At 69.7% G+C, this 24,511-nt stretch carries 16 protein-coding genes and 1 pseudogene; 12 read left to right on the top strand and 5 right to left on the bottom strand.

The window, feature by feature from the left end; translation table 11 throughout:
* Positions 1–4 precede the first annotated feature (4 nt).
* Positions 5–700, bottom strand: a complete 696-nt coding sequence (locus OG390_RS17770) for a DUF899 domain-containing protein (RefSeq protein ID WP_406169075.1) — start codon at positions 698–700, stop codon at positions 5–7.
* 693 nt (positions 701–1,393) lie between these two features.
* On the opposite strand from OG390_RS17770, the gene OG390_RS17765 reads away from it, so the two are divergent.
* The 3 genes from OG390_RS17765 (at position 1,394) to OG390_RS17755 (ending at position 5,879) form a co-directional block, all read left to right on the top strand.
* Positions 1,394–1,801: a YciI family protein gene (locus tag OG390_RS17765; RefSeq protein WP_406169073.1), complete on the top strand. Its 408-nt coding sequence runs from the start codon at positions 1,394–1,396 to the stop codon at positions 1,799–1,801.
* 8 nt (positions 1,802–1,809) lie between these two features.
* Complete coding sequence (locus OG390_RS17760) at positions 1,810–2,955, top strand: RNA polymerase sigma factor (protein WP_406177719.1); 1,146 nt, start codon at positions 1,810–1,812, stop codon at positions 2,953–2,955.
* Between the two features lie 287 nt (positions 2,956–3,242).
* Positions 3,243–5,879 (top strand): amino acid permease, encoded by a 2,637-nt coding sequence (locus OG390_RS17755; protein WP_406169071.1) that lies wholly within the window; start codon positions 3,243–3,245, stop codon positions 5,877–5,879.
* 422 nt (positions 5,880–6,301) lie between these two features.
* On the opposite strand, the gene OG390_RS17750 is transcribed toward OG390_RS17755, so the two are convergent.
* Positions 6,302–7,768, bottom strand: coding sequence for a DUF1254 domain-containing protein (locus OG390_RS17750; RefSeq protein WP_406169069.1), 1,467 nt, complete (start codon positions 7,766–7,768; stop codon positions 6,302–6,304).
* A 300-nt stretch (positions 7,769–8,068) separates the two neighbouring features.
* Here OG390_RS17750 and OG390_RS17745 point away from each other — a divergent pair, with 300 nt between their 5' ends.
* A complete protein-coding gene (locus OG390_RS17745; protein ID WP_406169067.1) occupies positions 8,069–8,425 on the top strand; it encodes a carboxymuconolactone decarboxylase in 357 nt (118 codons plus the stop codon).
* Between the two features lie 295 nt (positions 8,426–8,720).
* Here OG390_RS17745 and OG390_RS17740 read toward each other — a convergent pair whose 3' ends face one another.
* Positions 8,721–8,912, bottom strand: coding sequence for a hypothetical protein (locus OG390_RS17740; protein WP_406169065.1), 192 nt, complete (start codon positions 8,910–8,912; stop codon positions 8,721–8,723).
* 267 nt (positions 8,913–9,179) lie between these two features.
* Between OG390_RS17740 and OG390_RS17735 the strand changes: the two are divergent.
* Positions 9,180–9,386 (top strand): annotated as a pseudogene (locus OG390_RS17735) (aquaporin); the annotation flags it as partial.
* 216 nt (positions 9,387–9,602) lie between these two features.
* On the opposite strand, the gene OG390_RS17730 reads toward OG390_RS17735, so the two are convergent.
* Positions 9,603–10,730 carry a glycosyltransferase gene (locus OG390_RS17730; protein ID WP_406169063.1) on the bottom strand — a complete coding sequence of 376 codons (1,128 nt, stop codon included), beginning with the start codon at positions 10,728–10,730 and terminating at the stop codon, positions 9,603–9,605.
* A gap of 1,293 nt (positions 10,731–12,023) precedes the next feature.
* On the opposite strand from OG390_RS17730, the gene OG390_RS17725 reads away from it, so the two are divergent.
* From OG390_RS17725 to obgE, 7 genes are all read left to right on the top strand, one after another.
* The gene (locus OG390_RS17725) at positions 12,024–12,572 is read left to right on the top strand and encodes a GNAT family N-acetyltransferase (protein WP_406169061.1); all 549 of its coding nucleotides are present in this window, start codon (positions 12,024–12,026) and stop codon (positions 12,570–12,572) included.
* A 15-nt stretch (positions 12,573–12,587) separates the two neighbouring features.
* Positions 12,588–13,847, top strand: coding sequence for a hypothetical protein (locus OG390_RS17720; protein ID WP_406169059.1), 1,260 nt, complete (start codon positions 12,588–12,590; stop codon positions 13,845–13,847).
* Positions 13,848–13,895: 48 nt separating this feature from the next.
* Positions 13,896–14,687 (top strand): TIGR03936 family radical SAM-associated protein, encoded by a 792-nt coding sequence (locus OG390_RS17715; RefSeq protein WP_406169057.1) that lies wholly within the window; start codon positions 13,896–13,898, stop codon positions 14,685–14,687.
* A gap of 261 nt (positions 14,688–14,948) precedes the next feature.
* The gene (locus OG390_RS17710) at positions 14,949–18,962 is read left to right on the top strand and encodes an Rne/Rng family ribonuclease (RefSeq protein WP_406169055.1); all 4,014 of its coding nucleotides are present in this window, start codon (positions 14,949–14,951) and stop codon (positions 18,960–18,962) included.
* Between the two features lie 291 nt (positions 18,963–19,253).
* On the top strand, positions 19,254–19,574 hold the full coding sequence (gene rplU, locus OG390_RS17705; RefSeq protein WP_028802589.1) for a 50S ribosomal protein L21: 321 nt from the start codon (positions 19,254–19,256) through the stop codon (positions 19,572–19,574).
* A 14-nt stretch (positions 19,575–19,588) separates the two neighbouring features.
* Positions 19,589–19,843, top strand: coding sequence for a 50S ribosomal protein L27 (gene rpmA, locus OG390_RS17700; protein ID WP_028802588.1), 255 nt, complete (start codon positions 19,589–19,591; stop codon positions 19,841–19,843).
* 196 nt (positions 19,844–20,039) lie between these two features.
* Entirely contained in the window at positions 20,040–21,476 is a 1,437-nt protein-coding gene (gene obgE, locus OG390_RS17695; RefSeq protein WP_406169052.1) for a GTPase ObgE, read from the top strand.
* 614 nt (positions 21,477–22,090) lie between these two features.
* Here the strand turns inward: obgE and OG390_RS17690 are convergent.
* Entirely contained in the window at positions 22,091–24,397 is a 2,307-nt protein-coding gene (locus OG390_RS17690; RefSeq protein WP_406169050.1) for a CDP-glycerol glycerophosphotransferase family protein, read from the bottom strand.
* Positions 24,398–24,511: the final 114 nt, after the last annotated feature.

The raw sequence follows: 24,511 nt of genomic DNA, 5'->3' as shown, positions 1-24,511 counted from the left end.
CAGTTCAGCCGCCGCCAGAGCCCGAGCCGTAGAGCGCAGCGATGTCCTTGGACGTCGCCCACCGGCTGTAGGTGGGCGACTGAGGCCAGCCTTCGGGCGAGTCCTGCCATTCCTCCTGCCGCCCGTACGGTAGGACATCGATCAGCGCGAAGGTGTGACTGAGCTGCTCGGTACCCCGACCGTTGGTGTGCCAGGTGCGATAGACGGTGTCGCCGTCGCGCAGGAACACGTTGACCGCGAATCCTCCGTCGGGCGGTGCGCCGACGTGGGCCCCGAATGAGCTGTTGGCAGTCGAGTACCACGGCATCCGGTTGCCGACCCGCCGCTTGTAGGCGAGTGCCTCTTTGATCGGGCCCTGGGTGACGACGACGAATCGCGCATCGTAGTTGTCCAGGAACTCCAGGCGGGTGTACTGCGAGGTGAACCCCGTGCAGCCCGGGCACTGCCATTCCTGGCCGGCGAACCACATGTGGTTGTAGACGATCAGTTGCCTCTTGCCTTCGAAGACGTCCGCCAGCCGAACGAGGCCGTCCTCGCCCTCGAGGGAGTAGTCGGGCATCTCGACCATCGGCAGGCGACGACGCTCGGCGGCGATGGCGTCAAGCTCCCGCGTCGCGGCCTTCTCCCGGGCACGCAGTGTCTCGAGCCGGCGCTCCCAAGTTGCGGCGTCGACGACGGGTGGTAGCACGTGGGTGGTCATGGTCCCCTCACAGAGCTCATGCGCAGCTTTCGCTTGTGCAGAGGTAGACCCCACCGGGCTCCGGAACTCATCGGTCGCAAGCCGACGAGGCAGCAGGATGCCCAAACCAGGCATCGTCACTGGTAGGGAGGCTCAGGAAGGCGACAGAGGGCCTCCACCCTCCTCAACTCCTCCAAGAGCGTCTGGGCGGTTGCGAGTGGCTGCCTGCGGACACGCACATCCAAATCGGCCCGACGGGCAAGAAGCTGCTGCCTCTTACGGTCAAGAACGCGGCGCCGGCTGCGGGCGGGCACGCCGCACCGGGGTGAGCGAGGCACTGGTTCGGTTGGTTGAGGCCCTCGCAGGGGCGAGCGAGGACGAAACACGGGTGAGCAGGGTGCGGCGGACCCGGTGGAGTGGGTCGTCCTTGTGCCCACGGCGTCTGCACCCGCACCGGCGTGCCGGAGGATGGGGCATCGGGCAGGGGCCTGGACGTGCCGGCTGTGGCCCTTGGAAGGCCTCGTTCCGTTGGAAGGCTTCGTTCCGTTTCGCCCTCGCGCCACGCCGTGGACCCGGACACCACGAGACGGCTCACCCGGGCTCGTCGACGAGAGCCAAAAAAGTTCGGTCGGCGATGTCGAGAACCCGTGACTGGCTCCGTCCCCGGGGTGAAGGTGACCAAGATGGGTCGCACCAGTACAGAGGAGAAGCACGATGGCCAAGTACTTGCTGCTCAAGCACTACCGTGGCGCTCCGGCTGCCGTCAACGACGTGCCGATGGACCAGTGGACGCCGGAGGAGATCTCGGCCCACGTGCAGTACATGAACGACTTCGCGGCCCGGCTCGAGGAGACCGGCGAGTTCGTCGACGGTCAGGCGCTGGCCCCCGAGGGCACGTGGGTCCGGTACGACGGTGAGGGCCGCCCGCCGGTCACCGACGGCCCGTTCGCCGAGACCAAGGACGTCATCGCCGGCTGGATGGTGATCGACGTCGACAGCTACGAGCGCGCCGTCGAGCTGGCCGGGGAACTGTCGGCCGCCCCTGGGGCGGGCGGGAAGCCGATCCACGAGTGGCTCGAGCTGCGCCCGTTCCTGGCCGCGCCGCCCACGATCACGGAGTGACCTCATCGATGGACGAGGCCCTGCTCCGGAGCCTCACACCGAGCGTGCTCGCGATCCTCGTCCGCCGCGGAGCCGACTTCGCGGCGGCCGAGGACGCCGTGCAGGACGCGCTGGTCAAGGCGGTCCGCGGCTGGCCGGCCGAGCCGCCGCGGGACCCGAAGGGCTGGCTGGTCACCGTGGCCTGGCACCGGTTCCTCGACGCGACCCGGGCGGACGCCGCCCGCCGCCGGCGTGAGGACCTCGTCGAGGAGGAGCCGGTGCCCGGGCCCGCGTCCGCGGTGGACGACACGCTCCAGCTCTACTTCCTGTGCGCCCACCCGTCGCTGACGCCGTCGTCCGCGGTCGCGCTCACGCTGCGCGCCGTCGGCGGGCTGACCACCCGCCAGATCGCCCAGGCCTACCTGGTGCCCGAGGCGACCATGGCGCAGCGCATCAGCCGGGCCAAGCGCACCGTCTCCGGCGTGCGGTTCGACCAGTCCGGCGACGTCGCCACCGTGCTGCGCGTCCTCTACCTGGTCTTCAACGAGGGCTACTCCGGCGACGTCGACCTCGCCGCCGAGGCCATCCGGCTCACCCGGCAGCTCGCGGCCGCGATCGACCACCCCGAGGTGGCGGGGCTGCTCGCCCTCATGCTGCTCCACCACGCCCGGCGCGCCGCCCGGACCGCGTCCGACGGCAGCCTGGTGCCGCTCGTCGAGCAGGACCGCGGCCGGTGGGACACCGAGTCGATCGCCGAGGGCGTCGAGATCCTGCAGGCGGCCCTCGCTCGCGACCGGCTGGGCGAGTTCCAGGCCCAGGCCGCCATCGCGGCACTCCACGCCGACGCTCCCACCGCCGAGGAGACCGACTGGGTGCAGATCGTCGAGTGGTACGACGAGCTCGCGCGCCTGACCGGCAGCCCGGTCGTCCGGCTCAACCGCGCGGTGGCCGTCGGCGAGGCCGATGGACCGCGCGCCGGTCTGGCGGCGCTCGCGGCGCTGGACGACTCACTGCCCCGCCACGCCGCGGTGGCGGCGTACCTCCACGAGCGCGACGGCGACCTGGAGACGGCGGCACGGCTGTACGCCGAGGCGGCACAAAAGGCACCCAACCTCGCGGAGCGCGACCACCTGACGCGCCAGGCCGCCCGGCTCAACGCCCGTCGGTCTCGCTGACGGGCCGCGCTCGGATCCTCCGCAGCACTCGGCGCGGCCCCGTGGCCGGAGCGGTCGCCTCACAGTCGAGGTGGGTGACGCGCTCGATCAGGTGATGGAAGCCCTGGTCATGTGACCCGTCCGAGCCCCTTCCTGATGCGGAGGGGGCTCAGTGGTGTGCGGCGGCTTCGAGGCGAGTCGGTGTGCGGTGGGCGCACTCGGAGACGACTGAGCACCTTCTGTGACCGGTGGCATTCGTGCTGCCCCGCGCTGTTGCGGAGGGAAGCGGCCCGGCGTTGGAATCAAGTGTGAGGCACTTTGGCGGCACCGAGTCCGCCGGCCGCCCCGCCCCCGGGACGGGGGCCGGCCGGAAGGGGCTCAAGAGCAACGCCCTGGGCATGTTTTCCTCGGTGGTCATGGGCCTGGCCTCCACCGGCCCGGCGTACAGCGTCGCCGCCACGCTGGGCATCATCGTGGCCGGGGTCGGGCTGCAGGCCCCGATCGTCACCATGCTGGCCTTCATCCCGATGCTGCTGGTCGCGTACGCCTTCCGGGAGCTCAACGCGAGCAACGCCGACTGCGGCACCACCTTCACCTGGGCCACCCGCGCCTTCGGGCCGCGCACCGGCTGGATGGGCGGCTGGGGCATCGTCGTCGCCGACATCATCGTCATGGTGAACCTCGCCGAGATCGCCGGTGTCTACGGCTTCCGGCTGGTGGGCCTGGACGAACTGGGGGAGAGCCGCCTGTGGACCACCGTGGCGGGCATCGTCTGGATCGCCGTGCTGACCGCGATCTGCTACGTCGGCATCGAGCTCTCGGCGGCCGTGCAGCGCTGGCTGCTGTGCCTGGAAGTGCTGATGCTGATCCTGTTCGCCGTCGCCGCGCTGGTCAGGGTCTACAGCAGTCCTCCCGCGACGGCGATCCACGTCTCCGCCTCCTGGTTCAACCCCTTCGAGGTGTCCTCGGCACGGGCCCTGACCTCGGGTGTCCTCGCGGGCGTCTTCCTCTACTGGGGATGGGACACCGCCTTCGCGGTCAACGAGGAGACCGTCGACAGCACGCGCATCCCCGGGCGCGCCGCAGTCCTCGCCACCGTGCTGCTCCTGGTCATGTACGGGCTGGTGTCCACGTCGGCGCAGGCGTTCGCGGGCGTCGGCACCTCGGGCATCGGGCTCGGCAACCCGAACAACTCGGACGACGTGTTCTCCGGGCTGGGCGATGCCGTGTTCGGGAGCCACGAGACGGGGCTGGTCCTGTCGAGACTGCTGATCCTGATGGTGCTGACCTCGGCGCTGGCCTCCGCCCAGACCACCATCCTGCCCCTGGCCAGGACGGTCTTCTCCATGGCGGTCCACAAGGCCCTCCCCGCCCGGTTCGCCCGGATCCACCGCAGGTTTCTCACCCCGACCTGGGGGACCATCGGCATGGGAGCGGTTTCGATTGCCCTGCTGGTCCTGCTGACGTCGTTCAGCCAGAACATCGTGGCCGACTCGATCGACTCGGTCGGGCTCGCGATCGCGTTCCAGTACGGAGTGACCGGTTTCGCCTGCCTCTGGTACTACCGCAAGGTCCTCACCCGCAGCGTCAGGGACATGGTCTTCAAGGGCGTGTTCCCGGCGCTCGGCGGGCTCATCATGCTCCTGCTGTTCGTGTATGCCACCTTCGTCGTCTACGCGAACCCGCGGTACGGCTCGACCAGCGTCGACCTGCCACTGATCGGGCCGACCAGCGGGGTCACCGTCCTGGGCCTGGGCGCCCTGCTGATCGGTTTCTTGCTGATGCCGGTGGTCACCCGTGGCCACACCGTGGCCCTCAAACTCCAGCGGAGCCTGCTTCCGCGCCACCTGCCGCCGCACGCCGCCGTCGACTCGGCGAGCCGCTATCTGCCCGCCGACAGCGGGTCCGGGGTGGGCGGCGACTGGTACGACCTCATCCCCCTGTCGGGCACCCGGGTCGGCCTGGTCGTCGGGGACGTGCTCGGTCATGGCCTGCGCGCCGCGGCCACCATGGGACGCTTGAGCACGGGCGTGCGCGTCCTGGCCCGGCTGGACCTGAGCCCGGACGAGCTCCTGTCCCGCCTGGACGACCTGGTCGAGCAGACCGCGCACGAGCGCGGCCCGGGCCATGGCCCGGGTCACCGACGGCCGCAGACCGACGCGGCCCTGGGCGTGACCTGCCTGTACGCGGTGTACGACCCCGTCTCGGGGAAGTGCAGCCTGGCGCGGGCCGGGGAGTCGGTGCTGGCGGTCGTCGAACCGCACACGGGCGTCGTCGACTATCCGGAGCTGCCGCCCGGACAGCCGCTGGGAATCGGTGGCCTGCCCTACCAGAGCACGGAACTGGAGCTTGCGCCGGGCAGTCTCGTCGCCCTCTTCACGGGCGGCCTCCTCCAGGCAGCCGACGGCCGTGACGCCGGGCTCGCGCAGCTGTCCGATGTCCTCGCCGGCGACCGAAGGTCCTTGGAGGAGCTGTGCGACCGGGCGGTGACCACCCTGCTGCCCGGGGCGGTGGACGAGGACGCGACGCTGCTCGTGGCCCGCACACGCCTGCTCGACCGGAACCAGTTCACCCAGTGGGAACTGCCCCCGGACCCGGCGGCGGTGGCCACCATCCGCGCCGCCGTCAGCAAGCAGCTCCGCGACTGGGGGCTGGACGACCTGACGTTCACCAGCGAGCTCATCGTCAGCGAACTGGTCACCAACTCCATCCGCTACGTCGGCGGCTCGACCCAGGTACGCCTGATCCGCGACCGGACGCTGATCTGTGAAGTCTCCGACACCGGCCACACGGCGCCCAATCTGCGGTACGCCGCGAGCGATGACGAGGGAGGCCGGGGCCTGTTCATCATCGCCCAGATGACCCACCACTGGGGCACGCGCTACACGCCCACCGGCAAGACCATCTGGACCGAGCAGGACCTGCCGCCGGCGGACGGCCATTGACACCTGCCGAGATCCGAACAGGCTGCGGCCCGGCCGCCGTCAGGAGCGGAGTCCGGAACGAGGGCGACCCTGGTGCGCCGGTGAGGAGCGGGGCAGAGCGGCCGGCCTCTCGGTCTGCTGCTGACACGCCAACCTCCCGTAGGGACAGGAGGCTTCGTGGAACAACGGCAGCAGGGCGAGAGCTCTGCGCGACTGCCGCGAGTGCTCCCGCCCGCGTCACGGGCACGACGAAGACGGGCAACAGCATCAGCAGCAGTCCCGGCAGCAGCATCCGGCCGTGGCGTCCGACAGGTTCCAGTACGTGATCGCCGGGGCGATCGCGTCGACCCTCCGGTCGTAGGCGGCGGCCAGCAGGCAACGCCCTCTGGAGCCGGGCGGCAGGCCGGGGACCCCGTACGTCAGGGCGCGATCATCGAGAGGCGTCAGCCGACGCGGTGGAGCGGAGGGCACTCCCAGGTGGCGTCGACTACCTCGGAGCGGGGCCGGTACATGCGCAGGACCACGAACCAGGCGCCCTCCTGAGCCGTGGGCAGCCAGTTGGATTCCTTGTCCTCATCCGGCGGCTTGCGCTGGAGGTAGATGGTCAACGCCCCGTCGGCGGCCTGCTGCAGGCCCGGGGTGCGGTCGCCGATGGAGTAGCGGTCGGCGGGGTTGGGGATCAGGTTCATGTCCTCCCCGTAGGCCGTGAGCGACCAGAAGGCGTCGACCGGTGGCAACTCGTCCCTGCCGAAGTGCAGTTCGTAGCGGCCGGCGGCGGTCAGCTTGTTGCCGTCCGAGTCGTCGAAGTTGACGAGATACACCGCCTCGGCAGGGTCGTTGGCGGTGATTCCCACCAGCGACTGGTCGGCGGCGCGCCTGAGGAAGTCGTCGCCGAAGCGCCCCATCTCCGGGGGCGGGTAGCGCCAGCCGTGGACGAGGTGCGCCCAGTCGCCGCTGAGAATCTGCTGTTTCAGCATGGGCACTCCGACAGCGGCTGCCCGGATCAGGCTCCTTTTGACCACGTCGGGCTGGGCCTCCACATCCAGACCGGGCCCCACGCCGATCTGCGCGAACTGCTTGAGCAGGATCTCGTGGTGAGCTGGTGGAGGATTCTCGGCCAGCATGGCGTTCAGCGTCTTCCATGGCCCCAGCGGATCATCCTCGGCCCTGATCGGCTTGGGTACGTCACGGTTTTCCGGGACCTTCGCATCCGGCTTGCCGAACAGGCTCAGAGGGGTCAGCCGGTACTGCTCCTGCAACGCCCGTACGTTCGCCACGTCGTTCGTGGCGCTCACCAAGGTGCGGCCCAGGATCAGGATCCACGGGCTGGGCGCGGTCTTGAGGGGCCGCACGTCGGGCGGGAGGTCCCCGCTCCACCCCGGACCGGTCAAGGCGAAGTTCCCGGCTGTCGAACCGGTCGTGCGCTGGCCGACGTAGTCGAAATTGTCCGAGGTGATCCCGATCAGCTCGAAGGTGAAGTAGCGATCGCCCATGTCCGGGTGGGAGAGGATGACGGGCTCGTCACCGAGGTTCACCCAGGCGACCGAGTACAAGGTGTCGTTGTTGGGGCACCCACCGTCGCGGTAGGACGCGTCGAGCAGGCGCTCGGCGTGCCAGAAATGGTTGACCGGGGCGTACGGCACCGTCGCCGGGTTTCGCGGCTGTGTCACCCAGTCGTACCGCAGCTGCGCGTTGTAGATGTAGGGGAACCCGTAGACGAACGCCTGCTCACCGAGGGTGTAGGCGTACTCGCCGCGCCAGTCGCCGACCCGTCCCGTGATGATCGGACCTACGGCCTGGCGCAGCGTGGGAAAGATCTGCGGCAGACGGCGAGCGCGCTCGATGGTGGCCCTGGGATGCCGAACCGCCTGTCCGGCCGCACGTGCCACGTTGACCGCGGTTTCCGCCACATCTCCTGTTCTCCGGGAATGCGTGCGCGATGATTCGGACATATCGGCCCCACTTCATCGGAACGGAAAGAGACAACGCGGCAACACACGCATCCCCCTTGCGTCGGCTGAGCGCCTGCCGCACCTCCCCGAGACCATCCTCCTCCGTCCCCGGGAGAGACGCAGCGCGAGTCGTGGGCGGCCCCGCATGCTTGAGGCTCAGGGGGCCCATATGGTGGAAGAGCAAGCAGCCGTCGCGTGGGTGCCTGCTCCGCGGGTGTCGCGTGCCGGTTCCGCACAGCACCGGAAGGCGGTCCGGAAATGGCCATAACGTCAGACGCTCCCGTTCTCGACACGCTGGCAGCCATGACCATCGACTCGATAGAGCGCTGCGGCATGGACGAAAGCACGCTCATCCTCACTCGCATCGCCGCGCTCGCGGCCATGGACGCACCGGCGATCTCCTACCTCGCCCACGTGGATCCCGCTGTCAAGGCCAACCTGACGCTGGAGCAAGTGCAAGACGTTCTCGTGGCGATCGCCCCGGTTGTGGGCACGGCACGCGTCATGGCTGCAGCGGCTCACATCACCGAGGCGCTCGGCTTCGCCGTCGCGGTGGCCGAGTCCGACGCCGAGGCCATTGCCGAAGCCGACGCCCGGAGCCGCAGCAAGCCCTGAACGGGGTTGCCGCTGACCGGCGAACGGGCCTGCGGCCGACGGCCACGCTCATCGTCGTGAACCAGGCGGAGGGCCGCAGCCCACGTTCTCACCGGACCCCGCCAAGACGTACAGCACATACGCCGCGACCTACGCCGCAACTGCCTGGCGCTGCCCTCCTCTCCCGGGTTCGGCAAGGGTTGGGATCCGCTGCCCTGCGGAGCGGCGGGGATCACATACAGTCGGCCGAGCACGACACGGCCATCGTGTTCGTCTACGAGCCGACACAGGCCGACTACCAGGCCGCGGTGCGCCGTTACACGTACGAGACCTGGCCCGGGAAGGGGGTCTGCTCGTCCCGTCGGCCCTGATCCTGCTGCTGGTGCTGTTCTTCTCGGAGCTCAGGGGCTTCGCGCCCGCGATGACGGCCCTCGTGGTCGGCTGCGGAGTGATCGCCGGCGTCGTGGTCGGCCACAAAACCCTCATCCGCCTCGCGCGGGAACAGCACGCGGACATGGAGGAGTACGGCACCTGCCGAACGGTGGTCGACGACGAGGGGTTGACCACCACGGGCGGGACCCTGACCAGCAGCATCGACTGGCAGGCTTCCCCTGGTACGTCGAGACCGGCGAACTCTTCGTCCTCACGACCCGGCGGACCAGGATCTTCTTCGTACTGCCCAAGCGCGGAGCCCAGGATCCGGCCGACGGGGACCGGCTGCGCGCGGTCCTCGACCGGAACCTGCGTCGGTTGTAGGACCGGCGCCGCGTCGCACCTGAGTCCTCCCGGCACCCGTTGGGGGGGCCTCAGCGTGATCCAGGCGGGGGAGCTGTCGTGGGACGTCGGCGTGCAGCTGCCGGCCAACTCGCCGGCCGCCGTCTTCGGTCTGGGCATGCTGATCACGCTGCTCCGTCCGGTGTCCGGCGCGCACTTCAACCCGGTCGTCACCCTTGCCGCCTGGTTCACGGGGCGTCTTGCCGACCCGGCCGGGCAGGGGGTTGCCGCGGTTGGTCCGATTCGCGATGAGATCGAACAGCGCATCCGTGGCTTGCTGGTGAGCTGGACGCTTGATGGAGTCGGCACGCGTGGAGCGCGGGATTCTGCCCCCTCCCTGACCAGGAGGGCGCAGCCGTGTGGCTGCCGATTCCCCTACCGATGTTCGGCCTCCGCGCGGAACGACGGCTGTCCTGCCGTCGGGTCAGTTGCCGACGAGGGTCCGCGCGCCCGCCCCGGAGCCCAGGCGGAGCTTGGCGCGCGCGAAGTCCCTGTTCGCGTTCACCCGTTCACGATGGGCCTCGGGCAACTTTCCGCCGTCCAGGAGCTTGTCGCAGCACTCCAGGGATTCGCGGTACTCGCCGACCCAGTACGACGCCACCGCAAGCTCGTCCAGTGCTCTCCAGTCGTACCAGCCATGCTCGACGAACAGGATGTCCTTCGGCTGCGGGATCTCCACCGCGCGCCGCGCGAACATGTATGCGAGCGGCCAGCGCTCCCCGTTCGTACGGCACAGGTGCGCGAGCTCGCCGAGCGGTTCGACCCGCGTGGGCCTGAACTCGTGCGCCTCCAGAAAACGGGACATGACCTCGGGCATACGGCGCTTGAGATCCAGCGCGAGCCGGGCCGCGTAGAGGTGGGCACAGAACGCTTCCTCGGCGAAGCCGCCCATGGTCGCGCGCCGGTCGTACGCGGCGAGCGCCTTCCCGGGTTCGCCGGCGTCCCGCCAGCTCTGGGCGAGGTAGAAGTGGTAACGGGCGTTGTCCGGCTCCTTGAGGAGCCCGTCCTCGAGGACCGCGGCATCGCGGAGGTACTTCTCCCGTTGGCTGCCCCGGAGACGTCCGCCGCCGCCCACGATGACCATGCGCGCGCCGTCGAAGGTCGCCCTGCTGAAGCGACTGTCGCACTCCAGGTACTCGTGCAGCACACCTTCATACCGCCAGGCGAGGCGAGTCGACACCATCGTCGCGCGCCAGTGGACGAGGGAACCGTGCCTTACTTCGAAGTCGTAGCAGTCGTGGGTCAGTTCCGGCATCGTGAAGCCGGGAGCGGTCTCCATCACGTCGTCGGCGTCGATGAACAGCAGGTAGTCCGCACGGTCCCGTGCCAGATCGATCGCCTCGCTGCGGCTCAGGTCGAAGCCCTTCCAAGGGCTCTCGTGCAGCGTCCCGGGCAGGTCGGCGAGGGTTTCGCGGATGACGTCCTGGGTGCCGTCGGTTGAGCCCGTATCGAGGATCACCCAGGAGTCGACAAGGGGGCGCACGGATTCGAGGCAGCGTCGGATCACATGCGCCTCACTCTTGACGATCATATTGAGGCAGACCGTTTTCATGACTTTTTCTTTTCCGGGATGAAAAGGATCGGTCGGTGACTTTAGTGAATGATAAAATCCCATGCAAGGACCGCGGCTGGAGGTTTGACGTCCATAGAGGCGGTGGCTCGACCTGTCTGCCATCCCGGCCGCCCGCGCCTCTGTGTAAGTGGGCAGTTCCTGCTGCCAGGCGTGGGAGATTTTCATGGTAATAACCGCGCCGCTTCCCCTTCCTTGATGCACCTGTGGGTGGGGCTCTTCGGAGATTCCGTCATTTCCCTGCGGCTCCCCACTGTATTGGCCGTGGCCGGAGACGCGTCCGTCGTGAGTCTCGTCGGAGACCGGTTCTTCAGGTAGCGTGCCGGATTCTCGCCGGAATTCTCGCCGGAATTCTCTTCGCGATCGTGCCGTCGGTGTGTCGCTATCGTGCCGGCGGTGCGTCGCCATGGCCAGGAAGCCCGCAGCTATGCAAATGCGAGGGCCGTTCGAGCATGACGCCCCGTGCCTCTCGACTACGCGGGGGCGGCCAATGTGATCAAGCAGCGCCGCCAGCCGGGAGACGCGGTCGTCCACGACCGCACGAACACCTGGGAGCTAGTGCCGCGTCAGCCGAGGTTCGCCCCGTCGCGACGCCCGGCACGCTCCCCCACTGCCTCAAGGGCGTGGGAGGTGCCCCCACTCGCCGCACCGGCCGAAAGCCCAAGTACATCCAGTACGAGGACTTCCGGCCGGCACTCCCCCAGCCCTCGGCCGGGGGGACCCCCAGAGCACGCACCGGACGCCGCTCCTTGACGGACAAATCTTGGCTGACGCGGCACTAGACGGCGGAGTCCAGTACTACCTGCCCCGCGACCTGAAGCTGCGTGACGTCTTCCTGGCCAGGACCCCACCGCGATCAACGACCTCTGCAAAGAGAAGAGCTGGTCCTGGAATGCGGGGAATGTCGTCGCCCAGCCGTCGCCGGTGCGGTCGGCCGGGAGCCTCCGAGTGCGATCCGCTTGAACGCCGTAGGTGCGGGCCCTGCACCCAAGGTGGACGCACACCTCCGAATCGGCCCGACGGTGGTCGTCGCCGCAGCGCACACAGGGGTGCCCGGCGGGTCTGTCGTCGACCTGCCGGGCACCCCTTGTGCGCGTTGGCCGGACCCGTGGGACGAGCGGCTGCGGGTCCGGTGCATGCCACCATGACGGTCGCAGCAGGCCAAAGGCCTGCCGGGCCGGCAAGGCCGCCAAGTTCTCCAACATCGCGAAGGCGGCCGGGGCCACGAAGAAGTAAGGCCTGCGCGCACAGCGGTCGCCCCGGCACACTGCCCCCATGCCACAGCTGACGTCGCCTCATGTCCGTTACCGGGCCTCCTTTCTGGAGGCCGTGCGGGAGAACGTCGCCGAGGGGGAGTTCTTCGGCGACACCATCAAAAGAGAGCTGGACGTGTACGGGGACACCTGGCACGAGCCGGACGGCTTCGCGCGGTACGTCGCCGCGATACGTGAGGAGGAGCTGGAGGAAGGGCACCGCCCGGAAGGGTTCGTGCCCGCCAGCTGGTACTGGTACGTGGACGGGGATTCTTGCCTCGGGCGCATCCAGATACGGCACCGGCTGACGCCCTGGCTGCTCGAGGTCGGCGGGCACATCGGGTACGGGGTACGGCCGAGCGCCCGTCGCAGGGGGCATGCCACGGCGATGCTCCGGGACGTGCTGCCGTACGCCCGTGCCCTCGGACTCGACCGGGTGCTGGTCACCTGCGACTCCACGAACGTCGGCTCCCGCAAGGTGATCGAAGCGGCCGACGGGGAGTTCGAGGACGAGCGGGACGGGAAGCTCCGGTACTGGGTGGCCACCGACCGCATCCATCGCGGCGGCTGACGCGTCTACGCAGGTATGGATCTGGAAAAGCCGCCTGCTGAGCGGCCCGTGGCACAGGCCGAGGGCACGCCCCCGGCCGTGCCGCGGGCCGAGGGGTGCCTCGCCGTCGCGATCCGCATTCCCGTGCGGATCGTGGTGCTCGTCCTGGTCGTGCCGGTGCGGATGGCCTGGGACGCGCTGGTCGTGGGCGGACGGTTCCTGCGGGACACCGTGCTGCGGCCGGTGGGGCGGGTGCTGGCCCGGGTGGCGTGGGCGGTGTTCGTCTGGCCGTGGGTGGCCTTGTGGCGGTACGTTCTCGTGCCGGTCGGCAGGGCGCTGGCGTGGCTCGGGCATGTGCTGGTAGTCGTACCCGCGGTGTGGCTGTACCGGACGGTGCTGACGCCCATCGGGCACGCGATCGCGCGGGTCGCGCGGGGCGTCTGGGCCGCTCTCGCCTGGGCGGCGCGGGGGATCGGTGCCGCTCTCGCCTGGGCGGCGCGGGGGATCGGTGCCGGGATCGCCCGGGTGCTCGGGGGCATCGCGGTCGGGCTCGCCCGGGTGTACACACGGGTGCTCACGCCCGTCGGACACGCGATCGCCTGGCTGTTCAAGGGCCTGGGGCCGGCGCTCGCGGCCGTGGGGGTCGCGGTGTACACCGTCGTGGCCTGGCTGGTGCGGTACCTGGTCGTCGCACCGGCGATGTGGCTGTACGAGTGGGTGCTCGCGCCCGTCGGCCGGGGGATCGCCTGGCTGACGCGCGGTCTTGTGTGGCTCGTACGGATGATCTTCACCGGCATCGGGGCCGCGATCCACTGGACGCTGCGCATCCTGCTGGTGCTGCCCGCGCTCGCCGTGTGGCGCTGGGTGCTTGTGCCGGTCGGACGCGTGCTCGCCGTCATCGGCAGGGAGATCGGCGAGGCCCTGGGGCACGCCTGGCGCGTCGCCGGGCACATGTCGCTCGCCGTCGGGCGGTTCCTCGGGCGACTCTTCCGGTGGATCTTCGTGGAGCCGGTGCGCTGGGTGTACCAGGCCGTGCTGACGCCCCTCGGGCACGTCATCCGCGACGCGGTCCTGCGTCCCGCCGCCGAGGCCGCGCGCAGCGTGAGGCGGGCGACGCGGCAGGCCCTGGCTGCCGCCCGCGAGTCCACCCGGCAGGCCCGCGCCGATTTCCGGCGGATGCTCTTCGGCGCACCGCGCGAGCCGGAGCGGGTGCCTTTGTCGAAGCCCCATCGGGAACCACAACCCGGCGAGACACGTACTCTAGGTAGCAGTACGACCGCTCTCACGAAGGACTGAACGACACTGGGCAAGCGACAGCCCGAAGGCCCGCCGCCCGCACCCGCGGTGCAGCGCATCCGACTGCGCTACACCAAGCGCGGCCGCCTCCGGTTCACCAGCCACCGTGACTTCCAGCGCGCCTTCGAGCGTGCGCTGCGCCGTGCCGAGGTGCCCATGGCGTACTCGGCGGGGTTCACGCCGCATCCGAAGGTGTCGTACGCCAATGCCGCACCCACCGGCACGGGCAGTGAGGCGGAGTATCTGGAGATCGCGCTCACCGAGACGCGTGACCCGGACAAGCTGCGCGAGCTCCTCGACGAGTCGTTGCCCACAGGGCTCGACATCATCGACGCGGTCGAGGCCCGTACCGCGGGTCTCGCCGACCGGCTCACCGCTTCCGTGTGGGAGCTGCGCCTGGACGGCGTGGACCCGGCAGACGCGGAGCGCGCGGTCGAGGCCTTCAAGGCGGCCGATGCGGTCGAGGTCCAGCGCAAAACGAAGAACGGCATGCGGACGTTCGACGCCCGCAGCGCCGTAGCAAGCCTCGATACGCACAGCGAGACGCAGAGTCCACAGGCTGATAGGCCGACCGACCAGCCCTGTGCGATACTGCGGCTGGTTGTTCGGCACGTGACGCCTGCCGTACGACCCGACGACGTCCTGTCCGGTCTTCGCGCCGTGGCCGACCTGGCGCCGCCGGTCGCCGCAGCGGTGACCAGGCTGGCGCAGGGGCTGTTCGATGAAGAGACCGGCACGGTGACCGACCCGCTCGTGCCCGACCGCGAGGCAGTCACGGCCGTCCCGCCCTCTCACGAAGAGGCGGTCGCCGCATCTGCCGCCGCGAAGGCGCCGGCGTAAGGAAGGTCCCGCGTAAGGACAGATGTCGTAGCGCCGCCCTCGTATCCGGGAGCCACCTGGGTCGGGCAGCGCACCGACCAGAAGACTTTCGCCAGGCCGTACGCACACATGGCGTACGGAACCGGCGAGACAGGACACAGAGAGCTCCCGTGCGGCGCCCGCGCCCCGGACGGCGGCACCGCGCATCGCGCGAGCCGCGGACGTCACCGGCACTGCCGGACCAGGCGCGGCGCCCGGGAGCCTGACGGGAGATCCACCCGCATGCTCGAGCCCACCGAACCCACTGAGGGTTCCGAAAACAACAACACCCCGAGCGACACCCTGCCGCCGCGGCGCCGCCGCCGTGCGGCGTCGCGCCCCGCAGGTCCGCCGGCCGCCGCCTCCGAGGCCGCGGCCGAGACCACCGCGCCGGCCATACCGGCCGTGGCGTCCGCCGACCTCGCGCAGGACGAGACCTCTGTGCAGGCCGAGGTTGTCGAGACAGAAGAGGCGGAAGAGGCTGTCGAGGCCGTAGCGGCGGCTGAGGCCGAAGAGACCGCCGCGGTCGAGGCGACGCCGGAGCCGTCCGCGGTCGAGACCGAGGAAGCCGCCCCGCGTCGTACGCGTCGTCGTGCCACCCGCCGGGTGTCCGCACCCGCCGGTGCGCCGGTGACGGCCGAGGCCGCGGAGACCGTGGTGCCCGCGGCTGCGGCCGAGGCCGAGGCCGAAGAGACCCCTGCCGCGCCCGCCGTCGTGGAGGAGGCGCCCGCCGGTCGTACGCGTCGTCGTGCGACGCGTCGTACCTCCGCGCCGACCGGGGCGCCCAAGGCGGCCGAGATCGTGGAGGCCGCTGAGGCCCCTGAGGCCGTGGCGACGGCTGAGTCCGTCGAGGAGCCGGCGAGCGCCGAAGTGTCCGCCGAGGCCGAGGCCCCCGCCGCCGTCGAGGAAGCCGCACCCCGCCGCACCACCCGTCGTCGTGCCACCCGGCGCGTCTCCGCACCCGCCGGTGCGCCCGAGGGCGACGCCGCCGACGAGCGTGTGGAGGCGCCCGTGACCAGCGAGAACAAGCCCGCCGAGAGCACCGAAGGCGCCGAGACCGAGGCCGCCGAGGACGGTGCACCGCGTCGTACCCGCCGCCGTGCCACCCGCAAGGCCGCCGTCGGTTTCTCCGCGCCCGCGCCGAAGGAAGCCGAGTCCGCGCAGCGGCCCAAGCGTGCTGCCGTCGCCGTGTTCCAGGCGCCCGTGTTCACCGAGCCGATGTTCCAGACGCCCGAGCGGGCCGCCGCCGCGGCTGCCGCCGAGGCGGCGGAGGAGGCCGCGGGAGTCACCGAGACCCCCGAGGCCGCCGAGGTCGTCCAGGAGGAGACCGGGCCGCGCCGTCGCCGTCGTCGCCGGGCCGTCGAGGAGGAGCCCGCGGCCGTGACCGCGGAGGCCGCCGACGAGGCCGAGGAGCCCGCTGAGGACGCCGAGTCCGCCGAGGAAGCCGTCGAGAGCGACGAGGGCGAGGAGGAGTCCGCGGGCTCCCGTCGCCGTCGCCGTCGTGGCGGCCGTCGCCGTCGCCGTGGCGAGTCCGCCGAGTCGGACGCCGAGGCGGGCGAGGACGAGTACGCCGCCGAGCAGGCCGCGCAGGACGCCGAGGACACCGCCGAGCAGGCCGAGGAAGACGCCGAGGAGGCCGAGGAGCGCGAGGAGTCCGGCGGCTCCAGCAGCAGCCGTCGCCGTCGTCGTCGCCGTCGTCGCTCCGGTGACTCCGGCACCGACGTCGAGCCCGGTGAGAACGACCCCGAGCGCACCGTCGTGAAGGTTCGCGAGCCCCGCAGCAAGAAGGACGAGCGGCCCGGCGATGGCACGGACGAGGTGCAGTCCATCAAGGGTTCGACCCGCCTCGAAGCCAAGAAGCAGCGTCGTCGTGAAGGGCGCGAGCAGGGCCGTCGCCGCGTCCCGATCATCACCGAGGCCGAGTTCCTGGCCCGCCGCGAGGCCGTCGAGCGTGTGATGGTCGTCCGCCAGAGCGGCGAGCGCACCCAGATCGGCGTCCTTGAGGACAACGTGCTCGTCGAGCACTACGTCAACAAGGAGCAGTCGACCTCGTACGTCGGCAACGTCTACCTGGGCAAGGTCCAGAACGTGCTGCCGTCGATGGAGGCCGCCTTCATCGACATCGGCAAGGGCCGCAACGCGGTGCTCTACGCCGGTGAGGTCAACTTCGAGGCGCTGGGCATGGCCAACGGGCCCCGCCGCATCGAGTCCGCGCTGAAGTCCGGTCAGTCGGTCCTGGTGCAGGTCACCAAGGACCCGATCGGCCACAAGGGCGCCCGCCTCACCAGCCAGGTCTCCCTCCCCGGCCGCTACTTGGTCTACGTGCCCGAGGGCTCGATGACCGGCATCAGCCGCAAGCTGCCCGACACCGAGCGTGCCCGTCTGAAGACCATCCTCAAGAAGATCGTCCCCGAGGACGCGGGCGTCATCGTGCGCACCGCCGCCGAGGGCGCGAGTGAGGACGAGCTGCGCCGTGACGTCGAGCGACTGCAGGCGCAGTGGGAGGACATCCAGAAGAAGGCGAAGAACGGCAACGCTCCGACGCTGCTCTACGGCGAGCCGGACATGACCGTCCGCGTCGTCCGCGACATCTTCAACGAGGACTTCTCCAAGGTCATCGTCAGCGGCGACGAGGGGTGGGAGACCATCCACGGGTACGTGTCCCACGTCGCGCCCGACCTGGTCGACCGTCTGTCGAAGTGGACCTCCGAGGTCGACGTCTTCGCGACGTACCGGATCGACGAGCAGCTGATGAAGGCGCTGGACCGCAAGGTCTGGCTGCCCAGCGGCGGTTCGCTGGTGATCGACAAGACCGAAGCCATGGTCGTGGTCGACGTCAACACCGGCAAGTTCACCGGTCAGGGCGGCAACCTCGAAGAGACCGTGACCAGGAACAACCTGGAGGCGGCCGAGGAGATCGTGCGCCAGCTGCGGCTGCGTGACCTGGGCGGCATCGTCGTCATCGACTTCATCGACATGGTCCTGGAGTCCAACCGCGACCTGGTGCTGCGGCGTTTGCTCGAGTGCCTGGGGCGCGACCGTACGAAGCACCAGGTGGCGGAGGTGACCTCGCTGGGTCTGGTGCAGATGACGCGCAAGCGCGTCGGGCAGGGCCTGCTGGAGTCCTTCTCCGAGACCTGCGTCCACTGCAACGGCCGCGGTGTCATCGTGCACATGGAGCAGCCGACCTCCGTCGGAGGCGGCGGCAAGCGCAAGAAGCGCGGCCGTGGCGGTGCCGAGCAGCCCGAGCACGAGCACGAGGCCGTGGCCACGGAGACGACCGAGGCCGCTGAGCTCGTCGAGGTGGAGACCGAGGCCGAGGTGGCTGCCGAGGCCGCCGAGCCCACCGCGCTGCCCGCGCCCGAGTTCGCGCCGGACGAGGAGCTGTACGGCAGCGCCGCCGAGGCGGAGGCCGCGGCCACCCGTGGCCGTTCGCGGCGTCGGGCGACCCGGCGCGCGTCGGCTCCGGCGGGTGCGCCGAAGGCCGAGGGGCGTCCCCCGACGAAGCGTGAGGAGCGCGCCGAGCGCGCCCTCAAGTCGCGGGAGGCCGCCGAGTCCGAGCCCGTCGCGGTCGAGGACCCGGTCGTCGAAACGCCCGAGGCACCCGCGGTCGCGGAGGCCCCCGTCCAAGCGGAGGCCCCCGTGCAGGAGGAGGCCGCTCCCAAGGGCCGTACGCGCCGACGGGCGACCCGCAAGGTGTCGGCCCCGGCCGGTTCGCCGAAGGCGGCGGAAGAGGCGGTGACGGTCACGGAGCCGGTTTCCGTGCCGGAGCCCGCCTCGGAGGTCGTCGAGCCGAAGCCCGAGCCTGCCGTCGAGCAGGTCGCCGAGGCGCCTGCCGAGAGCCCCGCCCCGGCCCGTCCGCGTCGCCGCGCGGTCCGCAAGGCCACCGCGCCCACCGCGTCCGAGGAGGCGGCTGTCGTGGTCGTCCCGTCGGGGACGGCGTCCGTGGAGAGCGCCGAGGTCGTCGAGCCTGCCGCCGAGCAGGTCGTCGAGACGGCCGAGGCGGCCGAGTCCGAGGCTCCGGCCGCCGCCAAGAAGGCGGCCGCCCGTAAGACGGCGAAGAAGGCGACGGCGAAGAAGGCCGCCACCAAGAAGACCGCTGCCAAGAAGACGGCCGTCAAGAAGGCCACGGCCAAGAAGGCGACCGCGAAGAAGGCGACCGCGAAGAAGGCCGCGGCCACCAAGGCGACGGCGAAGAAGACCGCGGCGGCGGAGCAGACCCTGTCCTCCGTCTCGGCTTCGGCCGACGAGGGCTGAGCCACTGGCTCCGGAGCGCGCGAGCGCTCCGGAGACCGGCTCGAACGACGGCCCCTGTCCTGCGGGTTCGCAGGACAGGGGCCGTCGCCGTGACCGGCGGCACACCTGTGGGGCCCGGCCTGGTTTGACCCTTTCGGTCGTGGCCCCGTAACCTTGACCGTCGGCGTGTCCATAGACGCGCCGCATTCCCGTAAACCTCTTCCTCCCGGCGCTCGGCGCTTCGGGAGAGGCCGTTCGCGCGAGCGCGCGGCTGGACTGCGGGATTCCGTTCCGAGCGAGAGAGAGATCCGCGTGTACGCCATCGTGCGCAGCGGTGGTCGCCAGCACAAGGTTGCTGTCGGCGACATCGTTGAGGTTGACAAGATTTCCACTGCCAAGGTTGGCGACACGGTCGAGCTCTCGACCCTGCTCGTTGTCGACGGCGACGCCGTGACCAGCGACCCGTGGGTGCTGGCCGGCATCAAGGTCCAGGCCGAGGTCGTGGACCACCACAAGGGCGCGAAGATCGACATCCTTCGCTACAAGAACAAGACCGGCTACCGCCGTCGTCAGGGCCACCGCCAGCAGTACACGGCGATCAAGGTCACTGAGATCCCCGCGGCTGCGAAGTAAGGGACTGAGGAGAGATGGCACACAAGAAGGGCGCATCGTCCACTCGGAACGGTCGCGACTCCAATGCTCAGCGGCTCGGCGTGAAGCGCTTCGGCGGTCAGGTCGTCAACGCCGGTGAGATCCTGGTCCGCCAGCGCGGTACCCACTTCCACCCGGGCAACGGCGTCGGCCGTGGCAAGGACGACACGCTGTTCGCCCTTGACGCCGGTGCGGTGGAGTTCGGTACCCACCGTGGCCGCAAGGTCGTGAACATCGTTCCGGTCGCCTGATCCAGTCCCCTTAGGACGCAGGCTCCGTAGAACAGAGTTCTTCGCGAGGCGGACCTCACTTCCCGATCGGGAAGGCGGGTCCGCCTTTCGCGTGTTACGCAAGAGACATTCCGTACGGAAGGCAATCCCGTACGCGTCCGTACGCAAGACATTTCCGTACGCAACCTAAGTAACCGAAGTGCTGGAGGCACCCCCCATGACCACCTTCGTGGACCGCGTCGAGCTGCACGTCGCCGCGGGTAACGGAGGCCACGGCTGTGCCTCCGTTCACCGGGAGAAGTTCAAGCCGCTCGGCGGCCCCGACGGCGGCAACGGCGGCCGTGGCGGTGACGTGATGCTGGTCGTCGACCAGTCCGTCACCACGCTGCTCGACTACCACCACAAGCCGCACCGCAGCGCCACCAACGGCAAACCCGGCGAGGGCGGCAACCGTTCAGGCAAGGACGGCCAGGACCTGATCCTGCCGGTGCCGGACGGCACGGTCGTGCTCGACGGGGCGGGCAACGTGCTCGCGGACCTCGTCGGCCACGGCACGTCGTACGTCGCCGCGCAGGGCGGCCGTGGCGGCCTCGGCAACGCGGCGCTGGCCTCGGCCCGTCGCAAGGCGCCCGGCTTCGCGCTGCTCGGCGTGCCCGGGGACCTGCAGGACATCGTCCTTGAGCTGAAGACGGTGGCGGACGTGGCCCTGGTGGGCTACCCGAGCGCCGGCAAGTCGTCGCTCATCTCGGTCCTGTCGGCCGCCAAGCCGAAGATCGCGGACTACCCGTTCACGACGCTCGTCCCCAACCTGGGTGTCGTGACCGCGGGCGAGACCGTCTACACGATCGCCGACGTGCCCGGACTCATTCCCGGCGCGAGCCAGGGCCGGGGCCTCGGCCTGGAGTTCCTCCGCCACGTCGAGCGTTGCAGTGTCCTGGTCCATGTCCTGGACACCGCGACTCTGGAGTCCGACCGTGACCCCGTCTCCGACCTCGACATCATCGAGGAGGAGCTGAAGCAGTACGGCGGTCTCGACAACCGCCCGCGCGTCGTCGTCCTCAACAAGATCGACGTACCGGACGGCAAGGACCTGGCCGAGATGGTCCGCCCCGACCTGGAGGCGCGCGGCTACCGCGTCTTCGAGGTGTCCGCGGTCGCGCACACGGGCCTCAAGGAGCTGTCCTTCGCGCTCGCCGACCTGGTCGGGCGGGCGCGCGCCGCCAAGCCCAAGGAGGAGGCGACCCGGATCGTCATCCGCCCGAAGGCGGTCGACGACGCCGGCTTCACCGTGGTCCAGGAAGAGGACGGCCTCTTCCGCGTGCGCGGCGAGAAGCCCGAACGCTGGGTCCGCCAGACCGACTTCAGCAACGACGAGGCCGTCGGCTACCTCGCCGACCGGCTCGCCCGTCTCGGCGTCGAGGAAGAGCTGATGAAGACGGGCGCCCGGGCGGGTGACGGCGTCGCCATCGGGCCCGAGGAGAACGCGGTCGTCTTCGACTGGGAGCCCACCGTCATGGCCGGCGCGGAAATGCTCGGCCGCCGCGGCGAGGACCACCGCTTCGAGGCGCCTCGGCCTGCGGTGCAGCGGCGGCGGGAGCGGCAGGTGGAGCGGGACGAGGCGGAGAAGGAGTACGACGGCTTCGAGCCGTTCTAGCCTGTGCTCGTCGAGAACGTCCCGGTCCGGCTGCGGACCGGGACGTTCTGTCCCTGACGGGGGCCTTCTTGTGTCAGATCAGGGCGCTCTTGTAGTAGATGCCGGGCCTCCTCCGCGAGTCCGTGTCGGAGGTGGTGGAGGCGAAGCCGCTGCACAGGCGCACGGCGGTCGGGTTACTCGGATCGGGGACCCGGACGCGTCGACTGGAACAGCGGGAGCGTGGTCGACCAGCAGTTGACCAAGGCCGCGTCCTCTCTCGCCTGTCGGGAGTCGGAAGGCATGGCCGGTAGTTACCCAAAGCCGCGAACCCGCCTAGAATTCGCCCGGATGTGTCGAGGGGCATGAGGCACAGATCCCCGTTGGCCTCACGTTCGGCGCTGGCGTACGTCTGCGACTCCCCGGGCAGCTGCCAGCTGCCAGCGACCAACTGCACTGTGAAGAGGTGGCCTTGCGCATTGTTGAAAGCGTAGGGCATGCGACAACCCGTGCCGAAGCAATGGCATCGCCGGAACGGCCGCCCGCGCCGGCGACGGCGCGAGTCAGCCTCAGCATCTGCCCAGGTGGGCGACCCGACACAGGGTCGGGCCGCCGCAGTCAGGCGTTGGCCGGCAGGGTCATGCGCCGACGAGACCGTGCTGCTCGCCAGATCGCTGTGCTACGACGTGAGCCTGCACGGCATCGTGATTCGGCGCCGGAGCCGGGGTCCGCTCGTCCAGCGGCACGACGGCCGGCCTGGGTTCCTCGCCCAAGAACAGCCTGCGCACGACACGTTCGGCCGCGTTTCCGTCGTCGAACTGCACGAAGCGCTCGCGGAACGCCGCCCGCAGTTCGCCAGCCCGCTTGTCATTCCAGGCACCCGATCGGAAGACCTCGATGAGCTCGTCCTCGTTCGTCGCGGTCGCGCCCGGCGTCTCGCCCGGGTTTCCGGAGAGGATGTCGAAGTACACGCCGCGGGCTCGGCTGTAGACCTCCCAGTCGTCCGCATAGGTGACGATCGGACGGTCCAGGCAGGCATAGTCGAACATGATCGACGAGTAGTCGGTGATGAGTGCGTCGGCCGCCAGGCAGAGATCCTCAACCACCGGGTAGGTCGACACGTCCTTGATCAGACCGCGTTCCTCCAGCGCCTGGAGCTGCGGGTTGGCGCCGTAGAAGTAGTGCGTGCGCGCCAGGACGACATGGTCGGGGCCAAGTTCGCGGCAGAAGCGCTCCAGGTCGATCCGAGGGGTGTATCCCTTCTGGTAGTCGCGCACCGTGGGGCAGTACAGGATGGCGGTCTTGCCGTCGGGGATGCCGAGTTCGGTGCGGATGCGCTGGACGTCCTCGACGGTGGAGTGGAAGTACACGTCGTTGCGCGGGTAGCCGTACTCGATGGCCTCGAAGGCGCAGGGGTAGACGCGTTCCCAGATCTCCGTGGAGTGCTGGTTGGACGTCAGGCTCAAGTCCCAGCGGTCTGCCCGCTCGAGCATCTTGCCGAAGCTCATGTTCTTGGCGGCCGCGGGGAAGCGCTGCTGGTCGATGCCCATCTGCTTCAGCGGCGTGCCATGGTGCGTCTGGAGATGGATCTGGCCGGGGCGCTTGACGATCTCGTTGGGGAAGTTGACGTTGTTGATGAGGTACTTGGCGCGTGCCATGACCTCCCAGTAGCGGCGGGAGTTCGCCACCACGTAGTCGACGCCGGCGGGGATGTTCTCCTCGTCGCCGCGGCGGACGACCCACACGCCGTGGATGTGCGGGGCCAGTTCCTTGGCCTTGTAGTAGACGGCTGCGGGGCTGCAGGCGACTCCGCGGTTCCAGTAGGCCGCGTAGACCGCGAGGTTCTCGTCGATCGGGCGGCGCATGTGCAGGCGGTAGAGCCGGTTGTACGCTCTCCTGCCGACCTTTGTCTTCGCCGTCGTGAGTCGTCTGAGGGCCTTCTGGCGGGTGGAGGACGCGAGCGTCACCGCGGCGTACGCGGTGTAAGAACCGCGGCCAAGGATGTCGAACTTCACACCCAGGCTGCCCTCGGGGACCACGAAGTCCTTCGGCTTGTGTCGCTTGTACTGTTCGGCGGCCAGCTTGAAGAACTGCGTTCGGTCCTTCGGGACGATGCGGTCCTCGCGGGCCAGGGTGAACAAGAAGTGGCTGGCCATGCGCTCGAACAGGAGCGCCCGCACGGGCTCCAGCTGGGGGCGCTCGTCGAGGAAGTCGAAGAGACGCGCGTACTGCTGGAAGATACCGAAGTGCTTGCGCCCCGGCGTGCGCATGGAGTTGCCCTGGCGGCGCTGCCGGTATTCGACGCAGACGTGGTCGAGGGCGGCGATACGTTCGGCCGTCAGCATGGTCTTGTAGACCATGAGTGCGTCTTCGTAGATGCCGTCGGTGAAGGTGAAACCGTTACCGACGTAGAAGTCCCGGCGGTACGCTCGGTTCCACACCACGGCGAACATGTTCAGGTACTCGGGGCGCTCCAGCGCCGTGAAGACGTCCGTACCGGCGGCGGATAGCAGTTCTCCAGCGGCGCTTTCCTGAACCCGGTTGTTCCAGTACGTACGGACGTGGTTCAGCAGCAGAATGTCCGGGTTGCCGGTGACTTCGAGCTGCTCTGCCATGGCCTGGAGTGCGCCCTCGGCGAGAGTGTCGTCGCTGTCCAGGAAGAGAATGTACTCACCGCGTGACTTCAGCGCACCTGCGTCGCGCGCCTTGCCTATTCCCTGGTTCTCCGTGAAATGCACCGGAATGACGCGGCTGTCGATTTCCGCGTACTCGTCGAGTATTCGGCCGCAGGAGTCCGGGGAATGGTCGTCCACGGCGACGATCTCGAAATCGGTGAACGATTGCCCAAGGATGGAGTCCAGGCAGGCCCGCAGGTAGCCCTGCACCTGATAAACGGGCACGACAACGCTAATTTTTGGCGAAGCGTTATCATTCGGCACGGGCATACTGTGGGGCTCCTGGGGTCGCAGGCCAAACCGATCTGCGCCTCGCGTTCCGGCCGCTGCGGACCACCGCGGGACGCAGAGGTTACAACTGGGTTACGGAAAGCGGCATCCTGG

It is taken from the genome of Streptomyces sp. NBC_00996, from assembly GCF_045162675.1.
In the GTDB taxonomy this organism is placed as follows: Bacteria; Actinomycetota; Actinomycetes; order Streptomycetales; family Streptomycetaceae; genus Streptomyces.
This window is presented reverse-complemented; position numbering and strand designations above follow the sequence as displayed.